Source organism: Actinokineospora sp. NPDC051303 (genome assembly GCF_055586285.1).
In genome coordinates this window covers 165769-191010 of record NZ_JBVJIN010000003.1, presented here as the reverse complement: position 1 = coordinate 191010, position 25242 = coordinate 165769, and the positions used below count along the sequence as shown (strand labels likewise).

The window sequence follows — 25242 nt, the reverse complement described above, 5'->3', positions numbered from 1 at the left end:
GGGAGGTTAACTGTGAGTGCCTTCTCCGTCTCCTTTGAGTGAATCAGGGGCCAGTCCGGGAGAGTCGCCGCCGCACTGGGTATGACCCGCCCTCAGAGGACGAAGCCGGGTTCGAGCAGGTGAAAGGTCGGATGGTGCGCACCAGCGGATGGGGACTGCCGTTGATCGGAGCGGGACTGGCGCTGGCGGCGCCCGCCCGCGCCCTGCGGGCGGCCGGGGAGGCGACGAGCACCGCGCTCAGCGTCGCCGACGAAGCCGTGGGCCTCGGGCGGCGGGTCGCCGTCACCGGGACCAGAGCGGGCCGAGAAGCCGCGGCGGTCACCGGGCGCCTGGTGCGCGACGCGCTGACCCGGCGCGACCGGCGGTGGCAGACGGGCAACCTGGTGCACCTGCCGCTGAGCCTGCCCGACCAGCCGAGGGAGCGGGCGCGGGAGCCGATCGCGCGGGCCGTCGCCGCGGTGCTCGACCACCCGGACGTCCTCAGCGCCTACTGGGACGGCGGGCTGGCCCGGCTGGTCATCCGGGTCGCCGAGGACGTGGCGGCCGACCGGGTGACCGACGAGGTGTCGGAGATCGCGCAGCGGCACGGACTGGAGATCGACGACCCCGAGCCGGAAACCCATCCCGGCGACCTCGCCGAGGTCAGGACGGCGGCCATCGCCCTCGCGCTGGCCGCAGCCGGGCTGACCGCCGCGCTGACCGGCAGGCTGTTCTGGCTGCGCCGCCCGCCGCGCCCGGCGGCGGCCGCGCTGACCGTCCTGCGGGAAGACCCCCGGCTGCGGGGGCTGCTGTGCGACCAGCTCGGCGCGGGGGCCACCGAGGTCGTCCTGGCCGCGGCGAGCGCCGCGGTGAACGGGTTCGGCCAGTCGCCATCGGACGTGCTGCTCGACACCACGCTGCGAGTGGGCCAGCTCCTGGACGCGGTGGCCAGAGCGCGCGCGTTCGAGCGGGCGCAGGAGACGCTGTGCGTGCCCGAGCGGGAAAGCGTCGAGCCCCGCGCGGTCCCCCGGCCCGCACCGTCGGACCCGGTGACCGACTACGCGGCCAAGGCGTCCGCGGGCGGCGTGGTGGGCGCGGTCGCCACCGGGGTGTTCAACCGGAACGTGACCGAGGCGGCCGACGCGATCCTCGCCGGGTCGCCGCGCCCAGCCCGGTTCGGCTGGACCGCCTTCGCCTCCGCGCTGGGGCAGGTCCTGGCCCACGACGGCGTGCTGGTGCGCTCCCCCGACCGGCTGCGGACGCTGCAAACCGTGGACACGCTCCTGGCGCACGCGGGCGCGCTGCACCTGGACCGGCGCATGGTGTGCGAGGCCAACCCGCACGAGCCGGACTGGGCGGACGGCAGGCTGTGGCAGGCGGCCGAAGCCGCGCTGGCCGGGCACGCGGACGCCGGTGTCGAGTTGCGCCCGGTGGCCGACAACGCCGAGGAGACGACCGGGCTGATGATCGCCTCGGCCGATGGGCGCGAGGTCGGCACGGTCCTGGTCGGGCACGAGCCCGACCCGGTCGCCGACGCGGTCCTCGACGCCGCTGGCCAGGCCGGGCTGCGGGTCGTGGTCATGGAGAACGGGGTCGCCGGAGCGTGCGTCGGGGCCGCCGACGAGACGATCGGCGCGGACCGGTCGATGGTCGAGGTCCTCGACGCGCTGCGCGCCGAAGGCCACGTCGTGCTCACCCTCGCCCGGCCGGGCGGCATCCAGAACGGCAACGGCAACGGCAACGGCAGCGGCAACGGGGACGGGGACGCCGGGCAGCGGGCGGACGGGCATCCGGGGCTCGACGCGGACGAGGTGGACGGGGTGCTGGGCGGCGACCTGTCGGTGTGCCTGGCCGACCAGGACAACGCCGTGCTCTGGTCGGCCGACCTGCTGTGCGCGGACGGGCTCGTCGGGGTGTGGCGGCTGCTGCGGGCGATCCCGGCGGCGCGGGCCGCAGGCGAGCACGCGGTCACCCTGGCCAAGGCGGGGGCCGCGCTGTCGGGCCTGCTGGTCGTCACCAGCCAGCAGCGGCGCTGGGGCAGGCTGTTCGCCCCGCTGGCCAGGGTCAGCCCGGTCGACCTCGCCGCGGGCGTCGCGCTGCTGTCCGGGTGGGGGCTGGCGGCGAGTGTCGGCGCGCAGACCGCGCCCATCCCCCGGCCCCGGGTGCCCTGGCACGCGCTGGCCGCCGACGAGGTGCTGACCCGGGTGCGCGAGCAGACCTGGCGGCACCGGCGGGCCGCGACCGGGCTGGCCGCGCAGAGCCGCCACCTTGGCGCCCGGCTGGCGCGGCTGCCCGGGGCCAAGCCGGTGATCGTCACGCTGCGGCTGGCCGACGCGGTGCGCACCGAACTCAGCGACCCGCTCACCCCGGTGCTCGCGGTCGGCGCGGCCGCCTCAGCCGTCCTTGGGTCCACTGTGGACGCGATACTGGTGATCGGGGTCGTGGGGGTCAACGCGTTCGTCGGCGGCGCGCAGCGGCTGCGCGCCGAGCACGCCCTCGCCGCGCTCGCCGCGGGCCAGCGGCAGCAGGCGCGCGTGGTGCGCCGACCCGGCGGGAACGAGACCGTGGCAGTGATCGACGCCGACGAACTGGTCCCCGGGCAGATGATCGAACTGCGCGGCGGCGACGTCGTCCCGGCCGACGCGCGGCTGCTGGCGCTGCACGACCTTGAGGTGGACGAGTCCGCGCTGACCGGGGAGTCGCTGCCGGTGACCAAGGAACTCGTCGCGACCTCGGCGGCCACGATCGCCGACCGGCACTGCATGGTGTTCGAGGGCACCACCGTGGTCGCCGGGACCGCGCGGGCCGTGGTGGTCGACACCGGCAAGGACACCGAGACCGGGCGCGCGGTGGCGCTGGCCTCGCGGACCCCGCCCTCGGCCGGGGTGCAGGCGCGGCTGGGCGAGCTGACCCGCAAGGCGCTGCCGCTGACCATCGTCGGCGGCGCCGCGGTGACCGGGCTGGCGCTGCTGCACGGGCGGCCGATCCAGGAGGCCATCAGCGGCGGCGTCGCGGTCACCGTCGCCGCGGTGCCCGAGGGGCTGCCGCTGGTGGCCACCGTCGCGCAGATGGCCGCGGCGCGGCGGCTGAGCAGGCACGGCATCCTGGTCCGCACGGCGCGGACGCTGGAGGCGCTGGGCCGGGTCGACACGATGTGCTTCGACAAGACCGGCACGCTCACCGAGAACAAGCTCACCGTGATCCGCGCGGTGACCGCCGATGGCGAGGTCTTCGCCGCCGACCAGTCCGAAGTGGCCGATGTCCTGACCCTGGCGGCCCGCGCCTGCCCGCAGCAGCCAACCGAGGTGGGCAAGCACGCGCACGCCACCGACGAGGCCACCCTGCGCGCCGCGCCGCCCGACCCGGACTGGACGCTGGTCGCTGGGCTGCCGTTCGAGGCCAGCCGCGGCTACGCCGCCGCGGCCGGGTTCGACGGCGACACCGCGCTGCTCGCGGTCAAGGGCGCGCCGGAGGTCGTGCTCCCGGCCTGCGCCGACGCGCCAGCCGACCTCGCCGACCTGGTCGCGGACCTGGCCTCGGACGGGCTGCGGGTGCTGGCGATCGCCCGCCGCGATGTGGATCCGGACAGTGTGGCCGACGCGGTGGACGAGCCGCTGGGCGAGCTGGCCTACCAGGGGCTGATCGCCCTCGCCGACACCGCCCGGCCCAGCGCCGCGCCCCTGGTGCGGCGGCTGCGCGCGGCCGGGGTGAACCCGGTCGTGCTCACCGGCGACCACCCGGAGACCGCGCGCGCCATCGCCATCGGCCTCGGCTGGCCAGAGGACACCCTGGTCGTCACCGGCGACGAACTGGCCTCCCTCGACCGCGAGGGCGGCGCGCGGCTGCTGCACGACGCCGGGGTCGTCGCCCGGGTCGCCCCCGAACAGAAACTCCAGGTCGTGGAGGCGCTGCGGGCCTCGGGCCGGGTGGTCGCCATGGTCGGCGACGGCGCCAACGACGCGGCCGCCATCCGCGCCGCCGACGTGGGCGTCGGCATCGCGGCGCGCGGGTCGGCCGCGGCGCGCAACGCCGCCGACGTGGTGCTGACCGACGAAGACCTCACGGCGCTGGTCGGGGCCATTGAGGAAGGCCGCGCGCTGTGGCGCAGCGTGGCCGACGCCATCAGCATCCTGATCGGCGGCAACGCGGGCGAGGTCGGGTTCACGGTGCTGGGCAGCCTGCTGGCGGGCGGCTCGCCGTTCTCGACGCGGCAACTGCTGCTCGTCAACCTGCTCACCGACATGTTCCCCGCCATGGCTGTGGCGGTCACGCCCGCCTCGGCCGCCAACGGCGACGACCGCGCCCCGGTCGGCACGTCCGTGCTCGACGGGCCGCTCACCCGGCAGATCCGCCAACGCGGCATCACCACCGGGCTCGGGGCGAGCACGGCGTGGCTGTTGGGGAACTGCACGCCGGGAACCGCGCGGCGGACGAGCACCATGGCGTTGTGCGGCCTGGTCGGGTCGCAGTTGGTGCAGACGCTGATAGGGCGGCAGCGGAGCCCGCTGGTGCTGGCGACGACGGTGGGGTCGGCGGCGGCGTTGTTCGCCGTGGTGCAGACGCCTGGGCTGAGCCAGTTCTTCGGGTGCACCCCGCTGGGACCGGTGGCGTGGGCGGGAGTGGGCGCCGCGATGGGGACCGCCGTGGTGGGACCGTTCGTGGTGCCGCCGTTGGAGTCCGCGGTGTCCCGGTTGGCCGGTCGCTTGCCCGCTGTTCGGTTTGTCCGGTGAGGGCTGGGAACTTTTCGGAAGCGCGAGGCGACCCTGTGGTGGACCCGATCGACACTTCTCACCCCTGGGATGGTCAGCGTGATGGACACCAACGGCATGCGGCACATCGCCACGTTCTGCGGTTCGTGCGACTGCGGTTGCCCTGAGCTGTGGATCGACCCGGACGCTCCCGAGGAGAAGCGCGTGGTGATCACCGACGACTTCGGACAGCGCATCCAGATGAGCCTGGGGCAGTTGTCCGACCTCATCGACGACGTGAAGGGCGGCGTGCTGGACACGCTGTTGACGCCGAGCGCGTCCTGACCTCCCGCCTGCCCGGCGCCACCGCGGTGGTGGCGCCGGGGGCCGGTCATCGCGCGGTCGCCAGGTAGGCCTCCAAGGCGTCGGCTCCGGCGGCGGGGCCGCCCGCGGCGTGCAGGTGGTCGGCCATGGTCGCCAGGGCCGCCCGGATGCTCTGGTCTTCAGCGATGTCCGCCACAGCCGCGCGGAGTTGGGCCGGGGTCAGGTTTTCGGTGTCGATGAGCCTGCCCAGGCCCAGTTCCTCGACCCGGCGGGCGTTCGCGGTCTGCTCCGGGGTCTGCGGGACGGCGGCCAGGGGGACCTGGTTGAGCAGGGCCTCCATAGTGGAGTTCATGCCGGTGTGGGACAGGAACACCGTGGCGTGCCGGAGCACCGCGGGCTGCGGGAAGCGGGCGCGGACGTCGAAGTTCGGCGGGATCTCGCCGAGTGCCGCTGGGTCCACCCGGTCGCCCACGGCCATCGCCACGTGCCACGCGGTGCCCGCGAAAGCCTTGGCGCACAAAGCGAAGAAGTCGGCGCGGTCGTTGAACACGGTGCCCAAGGAGACGAACAGCACCGGGGAGCCGTCCTCGGGCGGGCGCCACCGCGACTCGGACGCGCGGGAGCCGACCGAGGGGCCGATGAAGCGGAAGCGGTCATCGAAGGTGTCGCCCTGGATCTGGAACTCACGCGGGATGAAGACCAGGTTCAGCGGGGCGACCAAGCCGCCCGCGACCTTGCTCTCCCCGAAGGACAGGCCGTAGTCGGCCATGATCTTGGCGATCTCGGCCAGATATTCGGCGAACTTCGGGTGGGTGGGATCGAAGTCCTTCGGGGTCAGCAGGGACCCCAGGTCGAACGACTCGTTGCCCGCGAAGTTGGCCACCGTGGCCACCTCGGGCACCCCGTACCGGCTCGCGAGCAGCCTGCCGGGCAAGGTCATCATGTCGTAGCAGATGGCATCCGGAATGTCCTCGGCCACCCAGCGGTCCAATTCGGGCAGGACACGCTTGACGGCGGTGAGGAGCCCCATCAGCATCTCGGCCAACTGCTCGGTGGTCTGCCCGGCGTCCGCGGAAACGGGCGGCAGCCGCCAGTCCACGACGAACGGTTCGGCGCCCACGGCCTCGACCGCGTCGACAAAGTCCGCGTTGACGGCATAGCTGACGCGGTGTCCCCTGCCCCGCAACTCCTCGACAAGCGGCAGCGTCGGGTTGATGTGGCCGGACGCGGGCAGCGCGATGAACGCGAAGTGCTTCTTCATTTCCCCAGACCCCCCTGGTTTCCGACGTCCATCTTCCGCGCGGGGGCAGGGTTAGTCGAGCGGTTTAGCGCTAACCGAGTTCGAGGCTCGTCACAGCGAACACGCGCGACAGATCGACCTCCGGGGCCGGTCCGGTGTACATCCGGGCGGCCTCGAACGACGGCGCCAGGCCAAGCCGCTCCATCAGGCGCACCGAAGGCTCGTTGACGTCGGGCACGTCGACCGCGATCGGGGCGCCGGGGACGGTCTCGGCCAAGCCGGTCACCAGGGCCGCGGCGACGTCCTCCGACACGGCGTAGAGCGGGCCGACGCGCGCGGCCACGCTGGCGGCGCGCAGGACGGCGAGGCCCTGGAGTTCGCCGTCGGCCACCGCGGCCAGCGCCGTGCGGCCGGGCAGGCCGAGCCAGGCGGCCAGGAAGGCGTCGCGCGGGGCGGGGAAGAACCGGCGGTCGTAGGCGGCGAGCACGTCGAACGGGATCGTGCGGGCGTCGACCAGGGTGACGCCGTCCGACACCGGCTCAGCGGACGGCACGCCCTGGTAGCGCACGTTGTTCCACGCCTTGCGGAAACCGGACTTGCGGTAGTTGTCCTGCTGGTCGACCACGCCGTCCAAGCCCACGACGCGCCCGGCGAGCCGGGCCATGCCCGCCCGCCACAGCTGAATCCCGTAGCCCTGCCCGCGCACCTCCGGCCGCGCCAGGTAGAACCCGATGAAGCCGAAGTCGGACCCGTAGCGCACGGCGGAGATCGACGCCACCGGCACGCCGTCGAGGACGCCGAACAGGAACCCGCCCGGGTCGGCGGGGAAGAACGCCTGCGGGTCCGCGGTCCCGGGGTTCCAGCCCTCCTCGTCGGCCCACTCGACCAGCCGGGCCATGTCCGCCACGCTCGCGGTCACGATCTCGAACGCCAACTCCGACCTCCCCAGGACCACCACGATGATCAGTCGGGGACTCTAGCGGCAGGGCCCGACGACTACCCCTTCGCCGCGAGCGCCGTCGCGGGCTCGGCCGCCGCGGCCTGCTCCGGCGGCCTGCCCGAGGTCACCAGCATCGCCAGGGCGATCGCGCCGACCGCCGCCGCGACCGGGGCCAGCGCCAGGATGCCCCAGAGGTTGATCACCAGGCCGCCGAAGACGCCGGAGAGCCCGACGCCGAGGTAGATCGCCGAGGCGTTGAGGGACAGCAGCAGATTGCTGTTGGCCGGGGCGATGTCGATCAGCCACTTCTGGATCGGCGGGTTGACCGACCAGGTCAGCAGGCCCCAGGCGAACAGCGCGACAGCCGCGCCGCCCACGGTGCCCGTCGTCAGCGGCAGCGTCGCCAGAACCACGACGCACATGCTGAAGGTGACCAGCATCGGCTTGCGGCTGCCGTACCGGTCGGTGGCCCGGCCGCCGACCGAGTTGCCGACCGCGCCGCCGACGCCGTAGACGACCAGCAGCAGGCTCAGGGTCGTGCCGCTCACCGACGCGGTGGCCGAGAGCAACGGGGCGATGTAGGTGAACACGCTGAACGCGGCGAGCACGCCCAGCACCGTCATCCCGAGGACCAGCCGCACCTGCCGGTCGGCCAGCACCGCGACCCGCTCGCGGACGGTGGCCGCCGGGGGCGCCGCCACGGTCGGCACACCCGCCCACACGGCCGCCGCCGCCACCGCGGACAGGGCCGCGACCAGCGCGAACACCCCCTGGTAGCCGATCCGGCCGCCGAGCAGGTTGCCCGCGGGGACACCGAGGATCAGCGCGACGGTCAGACCGCCAAAGACCACCGCGACCGCCCGGCCGCGCCGCTCCGGCGGGCTCAGCAGCGCGGCCACGCCGGTCGCCACCGGGGTGAACACCGCGGCGCCCAGCGCGCTGAGCACCCGGGCGACCAGCAGCAGCTCGTAGGTCGGGGCCACCGCCGCCAGGGCGTTGCCCAGGGCGCTGACCAGCAGCGCCACCACCAGCAGCCGCCTGCGCTCCCACCGCCCGGTGGCCGCGGCCAGCAGCGGGGACGCGATGGCGTAGGCGATGGCGAACGCGGTGACCAACTGGCCCGCGGTCGCGGTCGAGACGTCCAGCTCCTGGCTCACGGCGGGCAGCACGCCGGAGATGATGTAGCCGCTGGTGCCCACCGTGAACGCGCCCGCGGCGAGCAGGTAGGTGCGTGATGACATGCCGTCCCCCTCAGACAGTTGGCATGCGAACCGTAGTACGACGGTTACCGTACTACGATGGTTGTCGAACCAGTCAAGCTCTTACTATGTGACGATGGGCCAAGCAGAACTCCCGCACCCGGAACGCGCGGACATCCGCATCGAGGCGGTGCTGGCCGCCCTCGCCGACCCGATGCGGCTGCGCATGGTCCGCGAGCTGGCCCAACTCGGCACCGGGGTGGCCTGCGGCTCCATCGAGCTGCCCATCAGCAAGTCCACCCGCACCCACCACCTGCGCATCCTGCGGGAGGCAGGTGTGGTCCGCATCCGCCCGGAAGGCACCAGCCGGATCACCACGCTGCGCCGCGACGACCTGAACGCCCTGTTCCCGGGGCTGCTCGACGGCGTCCTCGCCGCGCCCCGGTGACACCATGGACCTGAGACCGGCCGTAAACTGGTGGTTCGCCAGGGAAAACAGGATCATCGGGAACGGAACTTGAGGGTGCGCGGGGGTATGCGGAGCAGACGCGCGGTCGTCGCCGGGCTCAGCGCGGTCGCGATCGGCGCGAGCGGCGCGACGGCGTTCGGCCAACTGCGCCCGCCCGCCGAGACGTCGATTCCCGGCGCCATGGCCGCCGCCGCCCTGGTCCAAGCTCCACCGAGCACTCACCCGCCGACCGCAGTGCTGGCGTCGGAGCCCGCGGCGCCGCTTCAGGCCGGGGCGACCGGGGTGCGGGTCGTCGCGCTGCAAGCCGCCCTGCGCGGGCTCGGCTACCAGATCGGCACCCCCGGCGCCTACGACGACGAGACCGCGCACGGCGTCATCGCGTTCCAGAAGGTGCACGGCCTCCCCCGCACCGGCGTCGCCGACGCCGCCACCCTGGCCGCGCTGCGCGCCCCCGTCACACCGGCCGCCCGCGGCGCGGCGCCGGGCTTCCACGTCGAGGTCGACCTCGCCCGCCAGGTCGCGTACTTCGTTCACGACGGCGTCGTCGCCCGCGTCTATGACGTCTCCACCGGCCGCGACGCCCCCGGCAAGCACACCCCGACCGGCGAGTTCACCGTCACCCGGAAGATAGACGGCTGGCGACACGCTCCGCTGGGTCCGATGTGGCGGCCGTCCTACGTCGGCTACGAGGGCATCGCCTTCCACGGCGGCGAACCGGTGCGCGCGTTCCCGGACAGCAACGGCTGCGTGCGGATGACCGACCGGAGCGTGGACGAGACCTTCGCCCAACTCACCATCGGCGCCCGAGTCTCGATCTACTGACCGGAAGCCGGGGCCCTGTCACCCGTTCGCCGTGCGAACCACCCGATGGTGCGGTAGCGCGGCCGTGCCCTGGTCACCGGAAGCGGCCCGCTGTTACGTTCGCCGAACGAGGTCGCCGCGAGCGCTTTCCATCCTTCCCCAAGGAGAAACGCGATGATGGACGAAATCACCGGCCGGGCGGACGAGAGCAGCAGCAAGGCCCCCGAATACCGCGACCGGCTCATCGACCTCTACGGCGACTTCGACCTGGAGACCGCCGAAGGCAGCGACACGCTCGGCGCCTGGTTCCTCGGGCCGCTCGCGGAGAACCAGGAGCTGTTCGCGCAACTGCTGACCCGGGCGCTGGAATCGCACTGCAAGGACCGGAAGTCCTTCTATCCCGGCGATCCCGCCTACGTCACCCCGGACATCAAGAACTCCCAGGAATACAAGAACAGCGTCGAAGTGCTCTCCGAGGAGACCGACAAGCTGCTGAACGCCCTGCGCGGCTCGGTCCCCTTCTTCAGCTACCGCTACCAGTCCCACATGAACTGGGACGTGACGCTGCCCGCGATCGTGGGCTACTTCGCCGGGATGCTCTACAACCCGAACAACGTCGCCGCGGAAGCCTCGCCGGTGACAACCCTGCTGGAGAAGGCCGTCGGCGACGACCTGTGCCGGATGCTCGGCTACGACATCCTCTCCGAGACCACGCCGCGGCCGTGGGGCCACATCACCTGCGACGGCTCGGTCGCCAACATCGAGGCGCTGTGGTCGGCGCGCAACCTCAAGTACTACCCGATCGCCGTCGCCGCGGCCTTGGAGCACGAGCCCGCGCTGGCCAAAGCCCGCAACCTCACCGTCACCCTCGCCGATGGCGTCACCAGTAAGCGGATCTCGCAGCTGACACCGTGGGAACTGCTGAACCTGACGGTGGACGACGCGCTCGCGCTGCCCTCGCGCATAGTGGAGGATTACGGCGTGCCGGTCGAGGCGCTGGCGGCCATCAACGAGCACTCGTTGCAGAAACTGGGCTACGAGAAGTTCGCCCGCGAACACCTCGGCGGCGACATCAGCGAACCCGCGGTGTTCGCGCCGATCACCATGCACTACTCGTGGCCCAAAGCCGCCGCGCTGCTCGGCATCGGCCAGCACAACCTCATTCCGATCGAGGTCGACCTCGACGCCCGCGCCAAAGCCAGCCACCTTCGGTCCTGGTTGGACACTTGCGAAGCCGAGCGGCGGCCGGTGCTGATGGCCGTCGCCGTCCTGGGCAACACCGAGCAGAGCTCAGTCGACCCGCTGGCGAAGATGATCGCGATGCGCGCGGAGTACCGGCGCCGCAACTTCTCCTACGTCATCCACGCCGACGCCGCCTGGGGCGGCTACTTCGCTTCCATCAAACGGGAAAGCGCCATTCCCGCGACGGCGGGGCAGATCCGGTTCACCCCGGACCTGTCGATGAGCCCGTACGTCAACGAACAGTACAACGCGTTGGGAGAGACCGACTCCATCACGATCGACCCGCACAAGGCGGGCTACATCCCTTACCCCGCAGGCGGTCTCTGCTACCGCAACAAGGCGCAGCGGAACCTGGTGGCGTTCAGCGCGCCGTATGTCGCGCACGACGAGGAAGTCGACACCAGCGTCGGCTTCTACGGCGTGGAAGGCTCCAAGCCGGGCGCGGCGGCGGCCGGGGTGTACCTGAGCCACCGGGTGATCGCCCCCGACCAACGCGGCTACGGGCGGATTCTGGGGCAGACGCTGTTCAACAGCAAGCGCCTCTACGCCCAGGTGGTCACGATGGCGCAGCCGGACGACCCGTTCATCGTCGTCCCCTGCCAGCGGCTGCCCGCGGAGAAGAAGCACCCCGGCGACAAAGTGGCCATCCACAACGACTTGCAATACATCCGCGACGAGATCATCGGCGCCACCAACGAAGAAATCTACGCGAAGCTGGACGACCCGAAGCAGCGCAAGTTCTGCGTGTTCTTCCGGGACCTGGGGTCGGACCAGGTGATCATCGCCTACGCGTTCAACTTCTACGCCGACGAGAAGAAGACCCGGCTCAACACCAGCATCGCCAAGATGAACAAGCTCAACTCGCGGATCTTCGCCACTTTGAGCATGGCCCCCGCCGACTCGATCAACCCGCCCAACGGCAAACCCGTGCCGCCGATGATCGTCACCGGGTCCACCTTCGACCCCCGCGTCTACAAGGACGAGTACATGGGCAGGCTCCGCGCCCGCCTCGGCGTCGAGAACGACCCGGCGCAGTCCATCGACTACATCATCTCCACCACCATGGACCCGTGGGTGACCGACACCGCCGAGGGCAACTTCATCCCCAAGGTGGTCGAAGTGCTGCGCCAGACGGTGATCGAGGAGATCAAGCGCATCTGGCGGGAAGACGCCATCACGGCCCAGCCCTGAGCGCGTTAGGCTCTCGCCCTGAGTCAAGGGTCGAACGTGGAGTTGAGCGATGGCCGAGCAAGCGCCCTGGGTCCCGGCGGACGTCAACACCGAAGTGCCGAGCGCGGCCCGGGTGTATGACTGGCTGCTCGGCGGCTACCACAACTTTCCGGTCGACCGCGCGGTCGGCGAACGCGTGCTGCAAGTGCTGCCGGACGGGCGGAAAGTCGCCAACTCCAACCGCGCCTTCCTGCGGCGGGCCGTGCAGCACATGATCGGCCAGGGCGTGCGCCAGTTCCTCGACCTCGGCTCGGGCATCCCCACCACGGGCAACGTCCACGAGATCGCCCACGCCGCCGACCCCGCCTGCCGCGTGGTCTATGTCGATTACGACGAGGTGGCCGTGGCGCACGGCAAGCTGATCCTCCAAGACAACGACAACGCCATTGTCGTCGCCGCGGACCTCTGCTCGCCGGAGACCGTGCTGGGGCCCGCGGTGACCGAGTTCCTGGACTTCACCCAGCCGATCGGCCTGCTGATGGTCGCGGTCTTCCACTTCGTCCCCGACGAGCGCCACCCGGCGGACATCGTCGCCCGCTACCGCGACGCCCTGCCCCCGGGCAGCCTGCTCGCCCTGTCCCACCTGACCGCCGACCACAAGCCCACGGAGATGGCCGGGGTGGTCGAGGCGATGAAGAACAGCCGCGATCCCATGTACTTCCGGCCGTACGACGCGGTGCTTTCCCTGTTCGAAGGCTTCGACCTTGTGGAACCGGGTCTGGTCAGCGCGCCGCAGTGGCACCCGGATCCGGACGCGCCTGTCGACAGCACTGAGGGCGTGTACGCGGGCGTGGGTGTTAAGGGCTGAGTCGGTTGTGGGGGATCATGGGGGGATGCGTGCGGGGATGCCCGGCGAACCAGGCTCCGTAAGTTCAGAGGACAGCCAGACGTTTCGCAGTCCCACGAAAGGGAGTGCGCTGAGCTGGCAGTCAGCCACCCAAGGTAGCGGTGGGGGTGGTGTGGTCGATACCTTTGGTGAGTGGTGGCCACGTCCTGTTATCGAAGGGTTAGCATGATCGAGTCGGTGGAATTGGTAGTGACGGCGTTGGCTGCTGGTGCGGCAGCCGGTGCGAGTGAGACTGCATCCAAAGCGGTTCAGGACGCGTACCAGGGGTTGAAGTCGCTGGTTCTGCGAGTGCTACGCCATGACGAGTCGGCGCGGACACCCGTAGTGGAGGCTGTGGAAGCCGACTTGGTCGGCACAAGTGAACAGCGGCAGGAACTGGTGGCCGCACTGACGGCAGGGATCGGCGGATCGGATGCCGGGTTGGTGGCGGCAGCGCGCAGGCTGCTCGAGTTGACGACCCCCGCTGCGAACGAGGCGGGGAAATATCGTTTGACACTCCAGGACAACCAGGGCGTGCAGGTGGGTGACCACAACACCCAGACTCTCAACCTCAACAACTGAGCCCCGTGACCGCCGACAACCCTGCGAAGCCCAAGCCCCCCATGCCGACCGAGGCGCAGGCCGCATCGGTGCATGAGGTAAGCAACAGCCGAGGCTTCCAGGTCGGAGACGGTAACACTCAGATCATCAACTACAACTTGCAACCGACTACGTCCGCGATGGTGTCGCCCCCGCCACTCGGACAGCCGAAAATGGCAGAACCGCCGGTGAGACAAGCACCGACTTCCGGCACGACCCACGAGATTGGAGAAGCATTTGAGCCAATAGTTGGAGTAGCGGCCCGATTAGCCGTCAAATCCTCGTTCCGTGGCATTGGTGAACTGCCAGGCTCGTCCGAACCATGGGATTTGTCGAGGATCATCGCTCTTCTCTCCGGACTGCCAGATGACCAGGTTCGCGCGCGAACGCTACTAAACGATCTCCGACTCGCCCTACTGACGACGCGCTTCCTCCACACGTGGATGCGCCCCAAGTTGACTCGGGAACGACTATCTCGCGCTCTGTTAGATTGTGGCGTCTCACTACTGCGGCATGATCACGCGCAGCTTGGCGATTTCGTCGAGCACGTGGCCCTGTGTAGGCCGATGACCGCGCCGAACGCTGGGGCGATGCTTGTGCTGTTCGCCGCATCGCTGGGGCATCAAGCAGGACTCGACTTGCACGATGGCCGGTTCCTGCACTGGGCTGAGTCCGTCACCGATATTGTGGCAGCGAACGAACAGATCGCCTTGGTTACCCGCCGTCATTCATCCAGTCAGCGTCGGTTGATTCTTGCAATTCGTGGGTCACTGACCGGCGGTTGGCCGGAAAGCGTATCATCGTGGCTGATAGATGACCAGGAATTATTGGCCACAGATATCGAGAATTGCCGACCGGAAGAACAAGCAGTGGAACAGGCTATCGCGAGCTTGGTAAATCGCGCGCGCGAATGGCCTGGCCCGCCGTTAACCCGCGTGGAGATCGCGGTCCCAGCCCCACTTCTTGCTCACTGGCGCCCAGAGGAGGTACGTGTCGGCAGTAAACTCGCGGTTCACCACGATGTAGTGCTCCGATGGAGTGGGCGCATGGAATCGCCCACTCACGTGGATCCGATCTTCGAGGCCGAACTTCGTTGGGAAAGCGTGCTTGAAAACGGCGTAAATGGATTTACCTGGCTCGACACGGCTGACAACCCGGTTGAGGTAGCCAACGGATTTCAGTCCGGCGATTACGCTGGCGGATTTGGCCTCCGGTTCTGCCCACTCGGTCACGATGAACTGATCGAGGTCATCCTGACTTACTCCCCAGTCCTTTTGCTTCCGATTGACGAAAACTGCTCGTGGAGTGACATCGTGGGTGAAATGGCCAACATCTGGCCCGGCCCGCTAGACGCGTTCGCGATGGCTCACCGAGAACGTATTCGCCGACTTCGCCGGGCCGACACTGTGCCCGCCCTTGGGATGACCCGGTTGCTATGGGAAGACCGCGACTGGCTCATTTTCTGCCGAAACGTCCGCCCGACGCGGATTAACCTGGGATAGTCAGGAGATCAATGATGCCATGGAACCCCTACTACCAAGGCGATGGACAGAGACGGGAGGTGATATTGCCCGATCCACCTCCATGGCGCACGTTTCCGACTTCGGAGGCACACGTCGCCGCTACATTCCAGCCTCCAAAGGAGTTGGTAGAAGCAGTTAATGCGGCGATCTCACTGCGTCGTCCTCTTTTGATCACTGGATTGCCCGGTTCTGGAAAATCGTCGATTGCGGACTCGATCACCACTGAGCTGAACCTTGGAAAAGTTCTCCGCTGGCACATCACATCGCGCAGCAACCTTGTTGACGCGCTCTACCGCTACGACGCGCTCGGTCGGCTGGACGAAAGTCGACGCGGCGGGACGGATGACATCGGGCAGTTCATTGAATTAGGCCCCCTAGGCACCGCTCTGGTTCCCTCCGAGAAGCCTCGCGTCCTACTGATCGATGAGATCGACAAGAGCGATATCGACCTGCCCAGCGACCTGCTCAACGTTCTCGAACGCGGTGATTTTACCGTCAAGGAGCTTGCCCGCCATAGAGACCCAAAGGCTACTGCGCGTCTATGGGAGAGCGAGGATACAGTCACTGTTACCCGAGGGCATATACAGTGCACGACGTTTCCAATTATCGTGATGACCAGCAACGGTGAGCGAGAATTCCCAGCCCCATTCTTGCGCCGATGCGTGAGGACCGAGATGCCTGTACCCAATGCGTCGACGCTGGCTGACATCGTCCGGGCACATCTCGGCCAAGACGCCACTCGGGACGCGACCGACGTCATCGAATCGTTCGCACGGGAGATTCAGAACGGATCAAACCTGGCAATCGACCAATTGCTGAACGCAATATTTCTCACGACCCGCGTAGCGCTAGCCGACCAGAGTAGGGAACAACTCATCCAATTGCTTCTCACACCTCTGTCCACCACCTAGTCATGCTCGAGCGACTGATCGGGTTTATACGCGGCAGTTCCGATGACTTCGACGTGGACGCCGTGGCCATGGCAGATATGTTGTGGCTCGCTAACCACATCCGCACCACCTCGTCCATGGATGCCGACATGCCTCCGCGTGATGCCCGCGTCGCACCTTCTAAGGACCAAGACCAATCGACTGGACCTGGTCAGAACACTCTGCCCAACCAACCCCAAAACACCGGCGAATCCACACCACCCACTGAGCAGACTGACGGTTGGCCATCACCTTCGACTGGCGGCTCGCTGCACGGAACCGGGTTGTTCGGTGTTTCACCCGACAGCGACACCGGAAGCAGACGTGGGGCGCGAACGCGCGTCGCCTCCGGACGTTCGCTACCGAACACGTTGGAGCTGTCTAGGGAACTCCGACCATTCAAGCGTCGCTTCCCCGTGCCATCCCAACTGGTGCTTGACCCAGAGGCCATGGTCGACGCGTACGCGCGCACAGGTGAAATCACTCCGGTGTTCACCCCAGCCATGGAGCGGTGGTTCACCGTCACATTGGTCGTTGACCGGTCTCCATCCATGGCTGTTTGGACAGATCCAGCCGGGGAACTGGTCGCACTGCTGCGCCAGATCGGCGCCTTCAATCGAGTCGAGCAGTGGCACCTGGACCCTGAGGGGGCGACGATGCGCACCCCGACCGGAAAGATCGTCTCGCCCAAACACCTCCACGATTCCCGGCAACGCGGCCTGGTAATCGTTTTCACCGATTGCGTCGCCGAGGCATGGCACTCCCCGTCCATGTGGAGTCTCGTCCGAGGGTGGGCCTCCTCAACCCCGACAGTGGTGCTCAACCCGCTCCCGCCGAAGCTGTGGAGATCTACCGGTCTCCGGCACCCTGCGGCCCGGCTGTACGGGACCCGCCCTAGAACCCCGAACACCGAGATGCGGTTCATTCCCTTTCGCGTCAACCGGACACACGCGTGGCGTGCTGTCCCAGTGGTCGGTCTGTCGCCCGCCGGACTTGGAACCTGGGCTCGCACGATCATGATTGGCACCTCGACCGGGTGCGACGGCATTCTCATCGCCGAAGGACAACCCGCTCCTTCGCTCGAGGACGACCAAGCACCCGACCCACCGAACGAGATCGAACCCGCTGCGGTCGTCCGCTCGTTTCGGATGACAGCCTCACCGTTTGCATGGCGCCTGGCAACGCTCTACTCAACACAGAGTTCACTCCCACTCGGGATTATGCGTTTGATCCAGTCCACGCTCCTGCCGGAATCTACCACCGCCGACCTCGCGGAAGTACTCCTGAGCGGGCTGGTCCGCAGAGTCGATACCAGTGAACTCACCCTGCACTTTCACCAAGGCGTGGCCAACCATCTCCGACACCACGTGTCCGCGCTGGACTACTGGACGATCCATGACGCCGTGACCACTTATCTCAATCGAGCTCCAGCGCATCAACATTCTATCGCGATCGCAGCGGACCCCGCTGGGAACCTACCGATCCCGGACGATCTAGCGCCATACGGGAGCGCAACGCATGACAGTACTGCCGACGTCCGCGGGGCACTAGAAAGAACCGAAAGGAAAACGCCCGAGGCGTTTGAACATCCGCGCGCAGCCTCTGGTTGGACAAAGGCCAGATCAATGAGATCAGTATCGGCCGGTTCAACGCAATATCCAGGTGTCGCTGTGCACACAGTGCGACCTAATGAGGCCGATACGTCCCTTCCCCTGCCGACCGATGTTACTGAGAGACCATCTCCGGAATACGCGTTCCTGGACCGGAACTTGGACATGCCGGACCCCGAGCGAGGGTTGCTAGTCGACCTGGTGCACAACGCTTCCAGCCCTGAAATCCCTCCGCAGTCGGACGCGACTGGACTGTTTGTTCAGGCCAACCACATAGAGAGAGGCGCTTACGTACGGGCGGGGTCCCAGTTGCCGGGTGTGTCGTTGCCCTATCGGTCGGGGGGGGTGCCTGTGCAGACGTTGGGGTTTCAGCGGCGAGTGGTGCCGGAGCTGGACGCTCTGGACGTAGGCGCGGTCGTGCTGTCCGGGCTAGGCGGTCTGGGGAAGACGCAAGCCGCTGCCGATTACCTGGATCGAGTGTGGCGCGCGGGCGAGGTGGAGTTGGCGGGGTGGGTGACCGCGTCGTCACGCGAGCGGGTGGTGGACGAGTTCGCGCGGTTGGCGGCGGTCGTGTCGGGGGTGACCGATGAGGACCCCGCGGAGGGGGTGCGGCGTTTTCTGGCCTGGTGCGCCACGACCACCCGACGGTGGTTGGTGGTGCTGGATGACGTACAGGACCCTGCTGATCTAGCAGGTTTGTGGCCCTCAGGTAGTGCGGGGCGGGTAGTGGTGACCACGCGGCGGCGGGATGCATCGCTACGGGCGGCGGATCGGCGGTTGGTGACGTTGGAGGTGTTCTCCGAAGAGGAGTCTTTGGCGTATCTAGGCGACATACTGGCCGATCAGCCAGATATGCTCGAGGGCGCTGCCGAGTTGGCAAGGCTGATGGGATTTCTTCCGCTGGCGTTGGGTCAGGCGGGGGCGTATGTGGTGGACCAGTGCATCACCTGCGCGGAGTATGTGGAGCGGTGGCGGGGGCAGCGCCGCAAGTTGGCGGAGATGTTCCCGTCCGAGAGCGCGTTGCCCGATGGGCGAGCGGACACGGTGGCCACGACGTGGGCTATGTCAGTGGATCTGGCCGACAGTATGGCGCCGGTGGGGTTGGCGGGGCCGGTGTTGGCGGTGGCGTCGGTGTTGGACCCCAACGGTGTCCCGATGTCGGTGTTCACCTCGCCTCCGGTTCTGGAGTACCTGAGCGCGGGCTCGGGTGAACCGGTGGGGGTTGAGCAGGTGCGGGGTGCGTTGAGTTGCCTGCACCGGTTGAGCCTGATCACCCTGGACACCGCCCCAGGCAGGGCGCATGCGGCGGTGCGGGTGCACGCGTTGGTCCAGCACGCCACCCGCGACCGCATCACCGAAACCCGGTGGCCGGTCCTGGCACACGTGGCCGCCGACGCACTGCTGAGCGTGTGGCCGAACGTGGAACGCGACACGACACTGGCGACTGCACTACGGGTCAACACAACCACATTGGCCAACATCGCAAGCGCACACCTGTTACGTTCCTACGCACATCCACTGCTGTTCCGCGCAGGCAACAGCCTGGGCGAGACCGGACAGGTCACTGCCGCCATCACCTATTACGACGATCTACACACCACCATCACCACTCACCTCGGCCCAGACCACCCTGACACCCTCACCACCCGCAACAACCTGGCCTACTGGCGCGGGGAGGCGGGTAACCCTGCTGTGGCGGTAACCGAGTTCGAGGCCCTGCTCACCGACTACACACGGCTGTTGGGCCCCGACCACCCCGACACCCTCACCACCCGCAGCAATTTGGCCGATTGGCGGGGTACGGCAGGTGACCCAGTCGCGGCGGTAACCGAGTTCGAGGCCCTGCTCACCGACCGATCGCGAGTGTTGGGCCCCGACCATCCCCACACCCTCACCACCCGCCACAACCTGGCCCGGTGGCGGGGTACGGCGGGTGACCCAGTCGCGGCGGCAATCGAGTTCGAGGCCCTGCTCACCGACCGATCGCGAGTGTTGGGCCCCGACCATCCCCACACCCTCACCACCCGCCACAACCTGGCCCGGTGGCGCGAACACATCGCCAATCGCAGCCCTACTCCTGACACCGACACCGACTCTGCCTGAACGAGTCGATCGCCAAGTTTGCTTGGGCGGCAGTGCGTTCGCGGTTCGGCTTGGAGCCGGATGAGGCAGGCGGCGCGGACCAGGTTGAACGCAACCTACTGGACTGCTGTCGGTCCGGCAGGAAAGGCGTGGCGTCTCAGGCTGGCGGAATGGGTTGGGATGGCGGGCGCAGTTCCGCTTTCGGCGCACCCGCCAATGAGGTTGGGGGGCGTTACTGGGGAGGTGACGGATCTGGGGTCGTCATCATTTCCGCTAGGACTGCCCGGTGGGTGGAGAGGGCTTCGGCGTGGCGGGTGTGGCCTGCTGGGGTTAGGCAGACCTCGATCCCCCGGCGGTCCTGTGCGCACATGGTGCGGACCACCAAGCCGTCGCGTTCCAGTCTGCTGATGAGGCGGGAGACCGCGCTCTGGCTTAGGTGGGCGGCGGCCGCCAAATCCTGGACGCGGGCGTCCGCGCCTTCCGCCTCCACCAAGCGGTCCAGGATCTCGAACTCACTGGCGCTCAACCCGTGGCGCGCCAGTTCGCGGTCCAGTGCTCCCCAGGTGCGGGCGTGCACTGTCATCAGCTCCCGCCAGCCTTGGACCAGGGGGAGGTCAGCGTCCTCGGCGACCATGGCGGCGATCCTACCAACGTCCCAAAATGTATGCAAACGAATTAGATTCGCTTGCATTAGATGCAGACGCATGCAACAGTGCTCCCGTGACCGACTCTTCGTCAACAACCTCAACTTCCGACCAGCGCTGGGGGCCACGGCTGTGGGGCACGCTGATCGTGCTGTGTGGCGCGTTGTTCCTCGACGCTCTCGACATTTCCATGGTCGGCGTCGCCCTTCCGTCCATTCGGGACGATCTGGGCATGTCGACGTCCGCGCTCCAGTGGGTGGTCAGCGGGTATGTGCTCGGCTACGGGGGGCTGCTGCTACTCGGTGGGCGGGCCGCCGACCTGCTGGGGCGCCGCCGGGTGCTGCTGGCCGCATTGGCGGTGTTCGCCATCGGGTCGTTGCTCGGTGGGCTGGTGGACAACGCCGAGCTGCTGATCGCGGCGCGGTTCGTCAAGGGGGTGGCGGCGGCGTTCACCGCGCCCGCCGCGCTGTCCATCATCACCACGACCTTCGCCGAAGGGCCATCGCGCAACCGGGCGCTGAGCATCCTCACGGTGTGCGCGGCCAGCGGGTTCTCCCTCGGCCTCGTCTTCAGCGGGCTGCTCACCGAGATCGGGTGGCGCTGGCCGCTGCTGCTGCCCGCGCCGGTCGCGGCCGTGGTCCTAATCGCCGCGATCAAGCTTGTGCCCAACGACGGGCGGCCCGCCCGCGACGGCGGCTCCTACGACATCGCGGGGGCGACCACCTCGACCGCCGCGCTACTCCTACTGGTCTACACCATTGTGCAGGCGCCTGAGGTCGGGTGGGCCTCGGCGGCGACGCTGATCGGGTTCGGGCTCTCGATCGCGCTGGGGGCCGCGTTCGTGGTGATCGAGCGACGGACCAGCCATCCCCTGGTGCGCCTGGGCATCTTCCGGTCCGGGCCGCTGGTCCGGGCCAACCTGGGGGCGATGGTCTTCTTCGGCTCCTACGTCGGCTTCCAGTTCGTGGTCATGCAGTACATGCAGCGGCTGCTGGGCTGGACCGCGCTGCAAACCGCGCTGGCGTTCCTGCCCGCCGCGGTGATCGTGCTGGCCAGCTCCACCAAAATGGACGCCGTGGTCAGCCGCTTCGGCACCGCGCGGCTGATCCTGACCGGGTTCGGCTCGCTGGTGGTCGCCTACGCGTTCTTCCTCAACGCCGACGTGACCCCCAACGTGCTCGGCGTGGTGCTGCCGTGCATGGTGCTGCTCGGGGTGAGCTGCGCGCTGTGCTTCACCTCGATGAACATCCAGGCCACCGCGGGCGTCGCCGACCACGAGCAGGGGCTCGCGGGCGGACTGGTCAACACCTCGCTCCAGGTCGGCGGGGCCATCGGCCTCGCCGTCGTCACCGCGGTGATCACGGCCAACGAAGGCGCCGAAGGGGCCGTGACCGCGCCCGCGGAACTGCTGGCCAGCTACACGCCCGCGCTCGCGGTCGTGGCGGGCATCGCCGCGCTGGGCGTGGTGATCTCACTCACCGGAATCCGGGACATCCGCCGGTCGACTGTCCCGCGGCAGGCCGAGCCGGAACCCGTTCCGGTCGGATAAAAGGGGGAGGGGGTGGGGGCCGGACACCACACCGGCCGCCACCCCAACCGGCAAGTCAGACCACGGCCCGCTTCCCGACCGGCAGCCTGCGGCCGGGGGTGGCCAGCCGGACCGGGCCCGCGAACGCCGACGCCGCGTCCTCGTGCAGCGCGCGCAGCCACGCGCTCTCAGTGGAGGCGAAATGGGTGAGCACCAGCTCGCCGACGTTGGCGCGGGCGGCGAGACGGCCCGCGTCGCCGCCGCTGAGGTGGCCGTGGTCGGTCTGGTCGGTCGCCGACAGCGTCGCCTCGGCGAGCAGCAGATCGGCGTCGGCGGCCAGCTTCACCGCGGCGTCGGTGACCCCGGTGTCACCGGTGTAGGCGAGAGTGCCCTCGGGGGACTCGACGCGGGCGCCACAGTTGGGCCGGACGTGGCGCAGACCGTGCAGGCCCAGCGTGCAGTCGCCGACCTCGAACTGGTCGCCCGGCTGGTACTCGCGCACGTCGAAGGCGACCTCGAACGCCTGGTCCAGCAACGGCATGCTCGCCACCGGGAACAGCGCCGACCACTTGGCGAACAGCTCCCGCGCCCCGGCCGGGACGAACAGCGGCACCGGCCGGAACTCCCGGTCCGCGTGCTCGGGGCCGCCGGGGAAGCGAACCAGCTTCGACAGCATCGCCTTGCCGATCGGCAGCAGGTCGTAGCAGTGGTCGGTGTGGAAGTGGCTGATCACCACCGCGTCGAGAGCCTCGGGCTCCACCACCCCGGACAGCGCGGTCGCGATTCCCGGCCCGCAGTCCAGCAGCAGTCTCGTGCGCCCGGTCTCCACCAGGTAGCCAGAGCTGGCCTGACCGTCGGCGGGTGACCCCGAGCGACATCCGAGAATGGTGAGTTGCATGCCAGGATCCGATCTGTCGACAACCGCGGGCGCGAGCGCGGTCACCGAGGACCGGTGCCTGCGCTGGCCCCGGGAGCATGCCGGGAAGTGACGGTCACGTGTGCGGCGTATGGCCAAGATCGAAAGACCGATTCGCCGCGCCTATCGCCGCTGGTCCTTCGAGACAGGACCTAGATGTCGAGGACCAAACGGGGAGAACGCGCGCGGGACACGCAGAGCATCATCACCTTGCCCTCGGCGCGCTCCTGGGCGGAAAGCACCGAGTCGCGGTGGTCGACCTCGCCGTCGAGCACCGGGGTCTCACAGCTCGCGCAGGTGCCCTCCCGGCACGACGAGGGCATCTCGATCCCGGCGCGGGTCAACGCGTCGAGGACCGACTGGCCCTCGGCCACCTCGACCACCTTGCCCGAACTCGCCGCCAGCACCTCGAACGCCGAATCCGGCCCGGCGACGACCTCGCGGGGCGCGAACCGCTCGACGCGCAGGGCGTCGGCCCGGTCCGCCGCGCAGGCCCGCTCGATCGCGTCGAGCAGCGGCTCGGGGCCGCAGCAGTAGACCTGGGCCCGCTCCGGCGCGGCGGCGAGGATGTCGGCCAGCGGCAGCAGGCCGTGCTCGTCCTCGGGCAGCACACGGACCCGGTCGCCATAGGGGGCCAGCTCGTCGAGGAACGCCATCCGGTCGCGGCGCCTGCCGCCGTAGTGCAGCGACCAAGACGCGCCAGCGGCGTGCGCGGCGCGGATCATCGGCAGCAGCGGCGTGATCCCGATCCCACCGGCGACGAACACATATTCCTCGGCGTTCACCAGCGGGAAGTTGTTGCGCGGCAAGCCGACCGGTAGGTTCGCGCCCACCTCGACCTCGTCGTGCAGCCGCCGCGAGCCGCCGCGGCCGGGGTCCTCCCGCAGCACCGCGATCCGCCAGCGCGCCCGCTCCGCCGGGTCCCCGCACAGCGAGTACTGGCGCAGCACTCCGGGCGCGACCTCGACGTCGACATGTGCGCCAGGGGCCCATTCGGGCAGGTCGGCGCCGTCGGGGGCGGCGAGGACGAAGGACGCCACGGCGTCGGCTTCGACGCGTTTGGCGACTACCTGCAAGGTCATCAATCCGGCTGACGTCGGCACGGTGAACCCTCCTCGCGTCACCCTGTCAGCCTCACCGACCGAACCGGTCCCGTGGCGGCCGGTCAGCGCATTCGACTCGCCCGATTGGAAATGGCAATCAGGCGCGGGCGGTCGCGGCGGCCACAAGAGACTGGGCTGGACCGCACGGCACAGCCCGGAGAACAAGGAGCCACGGTGACCGGGACGACCCACAGCCCCCAGGAACTGGCCGAGCGAACACTGGAGTTCGTCCGCGAGCACGTCTACCCCGTCGAGCGGGAAATCATCGTGGACGGCAGGCCCATGGACGACGCCCTGCGCCTGGAACTGCAGAAGAAAGCCAAGGCGGCGGGCGTGTTCGGCCCGCTGTCGCCGGTCGAGCACGGCGGCCTCGGCCTCGACACCCGCGCGCAGGCGTTCGTGCTTGAGGCCGCGGGCACCAGCCTGATCGGGCCGCTGGCGCTGAACTGCTGGGCCCCCGACGACGGCAACATCCACCTGCTCGCGCACGCGGCGACCCCCGAGCAGAAGCGGCGCTACCTGGCCCCGCTCGCCACCGGCGAGGTCCGCTCCTCGATCGCGATGACCGAGCCCGCGCCCGGAGCCGGGTCGGACCCGAGCATGCTGCGCACGGTCGCCGAGGAGACCGACAACGGCTGGGTCATCAACGGCGAAAAGCACTTCACCACCGGCGCGGACGGCGCGGCGTTCACCATCGTGGTCGCGGCCACCGCCGACGGGCCGACGATGTTCCTGGTGGACCAGGACAACCCGGGCCTGCGGGTGGGCAGGCGGATGCCGACGCTGGACCACAGCGTGCCCGGCGGGCACTGCGCGGTCACCTTCGCCGACTGCCACGTCGGCGACGACGCGGTGCTCGGCGCGGTCGGCAAAGGCATGGAGTACGCCTCGGTGCGGCTCGCGCCGTCGCGGCTGACGTTCTGCATGAACTGGCTCGGTTTGGCCGTGCGGGCCCAGGAGCTCGCCGCCCGGCACATCAACGGCAGGCAGGCGTTCGGCGCGCGGATCGCCGAGCATGGCATGGCCCAGGCGCACATCGCCGACAACGAGATCGACATCACCGCGGCCCGCGCGCTCATCCACGGCACCGCCGCGATCATCGACGCCGAGGGCGCGGCGAGCTCCGCGGCCCGGCACTCGGCGTCGGTGACCAAGACCTTCGTGTCCGAGGCGGTCTGGCGGGTGCTGGACCGGGCGGTGCAGCTGCACGGCGGCCTCGGCGTCTGCGAGGACCACCTGGTCGCCCGATTCCTCGTGGAGGCGCGGGCTTTCCGCATCTACGAGGGCCCCTCGGAGGTCCTGCGCTGGTCGATCGCCCGGCGCGTGCTGCGCGCGCACCAGTGACCTGTTCCGCCACCGATCGCTGTCT

At 69.1% G+C, this 25242-nt stretch carries 18 protein-coding genes and 1 pseudogene; 13 read left to right on the top strand and 6 right to left on the bottom strand.

Annotation, left to right across the window (positions count from 1 at the left end):
- Nucleotides 1-134 precede the first annotated feature (134 nt).
- On the top strand, nt 135-4709 hold the full coding sequence (locus tag ACZ6SD_RS04060; RefSeq protein WP_465315406.1) for an HAD-IC family P-type ATPase: 4575 nt from the start codon (nt 135-137) through the stop codon (nt 4707-4709).
- 81 nt (nt 4710-4790) lie between these two features.
- Nucleotides 4791-5012, top strand: a complete 222-nt coding sequence (locus ACZ6SD_RS04055; RefSeq protein WP_465315405.1) for a hypothetical protein — start codon at nt 4791-4793, stop codon at nt 5010-5012.
- A gap of 46 nt (nt 5013-5058) precedes the next feature.
- On the opposite strand, the gene ACZ6SD_RS04050 is transcribed toward ACZ6SD_RS04055, so the two are convergent.
- The 3 genes from ACZ6SD_RS04050 to ACZ6SD_RS04040 form a co-directional block, all read right to left on the bottom strand.
- Nucleotides 5059-6252 carry a macrolide family glycosyltransferase gene (locus ACZ6SD_RS04050; RefSeq protein ID WP_465315404.1) on the bottom strand — a complete coding sequence of 398 codons (1194 nt, stop codon included), beginning with the start codon at nt 6250-6252 and terminating at the stop codon, nt 5059-5061.
- Nucleotides 6253-6322: 70 nt separating this feature from the next.
- On the bottom strand, nt 6323-7165 hold the full coding sequence (locus ACZ6SD_RS04045) for a GNAT family N-acetyltransferase (protein WP_465315403.1): 843 nt from the start codon (nt 7163-7165) through the stop codon (nt 6323-6325).
- Nucleotides 7166-7227: 62 nt separating this feature from the next.
- Complete coding sequence (locus ACZ6SD_RS04040; protein ID WP_465315402.1) at nt 7228-8412, bottom strand: MFS transporter; 1185 nt, start codon at nt 8410-8412, stop codon at nt 7228-7230.
- Nucleotides 8413-8506: 94 nt separating this feature from the next.
- Here ACZ6SD_RS04040 and ACZ6SD_RS04035 point away from each other — a divergent pair, with 94 nt between their 5' ends.
- From ACZ6SD_RS04035 to ACZ6SD_RS03995, 9 genes and pseudogenes are all read left to right on the top strand, one after another.
- Nucleotides 8507-8818 (top strand): ArsR/SmtB family transcription factor, encoded by a 312-nt coding sequence (locus ACZ6SD_RS04035; protein WP_465315401.1) that lies wholly within the window; start codon nt 8507-8509, stop codon nt 8816-8818.
- Between the two features lie 87 nt (nt 8819-8905).
- Entirely contained in the window at nt 8906-9661 is a 756-nt protein-coding gene (locus tag ACZ6SD_RS04030; protein WP_465315400.1) for a L,D-transpeptidase family protein, read from the top strand.
- 153 nt (nt 9662-9814) lie between these two features.
- Complete coding sequence (locus ACZ6SD_RS04025) at nt 9815-12073, top strand: pyridoxal phosphate-dependent decarboxylase family protein (RefSeq protein ID WP_465315399.1); 2259 nt, start codon at nt 9815-9817, stop codon at nt 12071-12073.
- 49 nt (nt 12074-12122) lie between these two features.
- The gene (locus tag ACZ6SD_RS04020; protein ID WP_465315398.1) at nt 12123-12920 is read left to right on the top strand and encodes an SAM-dependent methyltransferase; all 798 of its coding nucleotides are present in this window, start codon (nt 12123-12125) and stop codon (nt 12918-12920) included.
- A gap of 204 nt (nt 12921-13124) precedes the next feature.
- Nucleotides 13125-13520, top strand: coding sequence for a hypothetical protein (locus tag ACZ6SD_RS04015; RefSeq protein ID WP_465315397.1), 396 nt, complete (start codon nt 13125-13127; stop codon nt 13518-13520).
- A 41-nt stretch (nt 13521-13561) separates the two neighbouring features.
- A complete protein-coding gene (locus ACZ6SD_RS04010) occupies nt 13562-15040 on the top strand; it encodes a vWA-MoxR associated conflict system protein (protein WP_465315492.1) in 1479 nt (492 codons plus the stop codon).
- Between the two features lie 14 nt (nt 15041-15054).
- Nucleotides 15055-15972, top strand: a complete 918-nt coding sequence (locus ACZ6SD_RS04005) for an AAA family ATPase (RefSeq protein WP_465315396.1) — start codon at nt 15055-15057, stop codon at nt 15970-15972.
- A gap of 2 nt (nt 15973-15974) precedes the next feature.
- A pseudogene (locus ACZ6SD_RS04000) lies at nt 15975-17402 on the top strand (SAV_2336 N-terminal domain-related protein); the annotation flags it as partial.
- A gap of 579 nt (nt 17403-17981) precedes the next feature.
- Complete coding sequence (locus tag ACZ6SD_RS03995; protein ID WP_465315491.1) at nt 17982-19703, top strand: tetratricopeptide repeat protein; 1722 nt, start codon at nt 17982-17984, stop codon at nt 19701-19703.
- A 211-nt stretch (nt 19704-19914) separates the two neighbouring features.
- Here the strand turns inward: ACZ6SD_RS03995 and ACZ6SD_RS03990 are convergent, their stop codons facing one another.
- Nucleotides 19915-20316: a MarR family winged helix-turn-helix transcriptional regulator gene (locus ACZ6SD_RS03990; RefSeq protein WP_465315395.1), complete on the bottom strand. Its 402-nt coding sequence runs from the start codon at nt 20314-20316 to the stop codon at nt 19915-19917.
- Nucleotides 20317-20468: 152 nt separating this feature from the next.
- Between ACZ6SD_RS03990 and ACZ6SD_RS03985 the strand changes: the two genes are divergently transcribed.
- Nucleotides 20469-21875, top strand: a complete 1407-nt coding sequence (locus tag ACZ6SD_RS03985) for an MFS transporter (RefSeq protein WP_465315490.1) — start codon at nt 20469-20471, stop codon at nt 21873-21875.
- A 55-nt stretch (nt 21876-21930) separates the two neighbouring features.
- On the opposite strand, the gene ACZ6SD_RS03980 is transcribed toward ACZ6SD_RS03985, so the two are convergent.
- Both ACZ6SD_RS03980 and ACZ6SD_RS03975 read right to left on the bottom strand, forming a co-directional pair.
- A complete protein-coding gene (locus ACZ6SD_RS03980; protein ID WP_465315394.1) occupies nt 21931-22752 on the bottom strand; it encodes an MBL fold metallo-hydrolase in 822 nt (273 codons plus the stop codon).
- A 170-nt stretch (nt 22753-22922) separates the two neighbouring features.
- On the bottom strand, nt 22923-23873 hold the full coding sequence (locus ACZ6SD_RS03975) for a PDR/VanB family oxidoreductase (RefSeq protein WP_465315393.1): 951 nt from the start codon (nt 23871-23873) through the stop codon (nt 22923-22925).
- A gap of 174 nt (nt 23874-24047) precedes the next feature.
- Between ACZ6SD_RS03975 and ACZ6SD_RS03970 the strand changes: the two genes are divergently transcribed.
- Nucleotides 24048-25217, top strand: a complete 1170-nt coding sequence (locus tag ACZ6SD_RS03970; RefSeq protein ID WP_465315392.1) for an acyl-CoA dehydrogenase family protein — start codon at nt 24048-24050, stop codon at nt 25215-25217.
- The last annotated feature ends 25 nt before the right edge of the window (nt 25218-25242 follow it).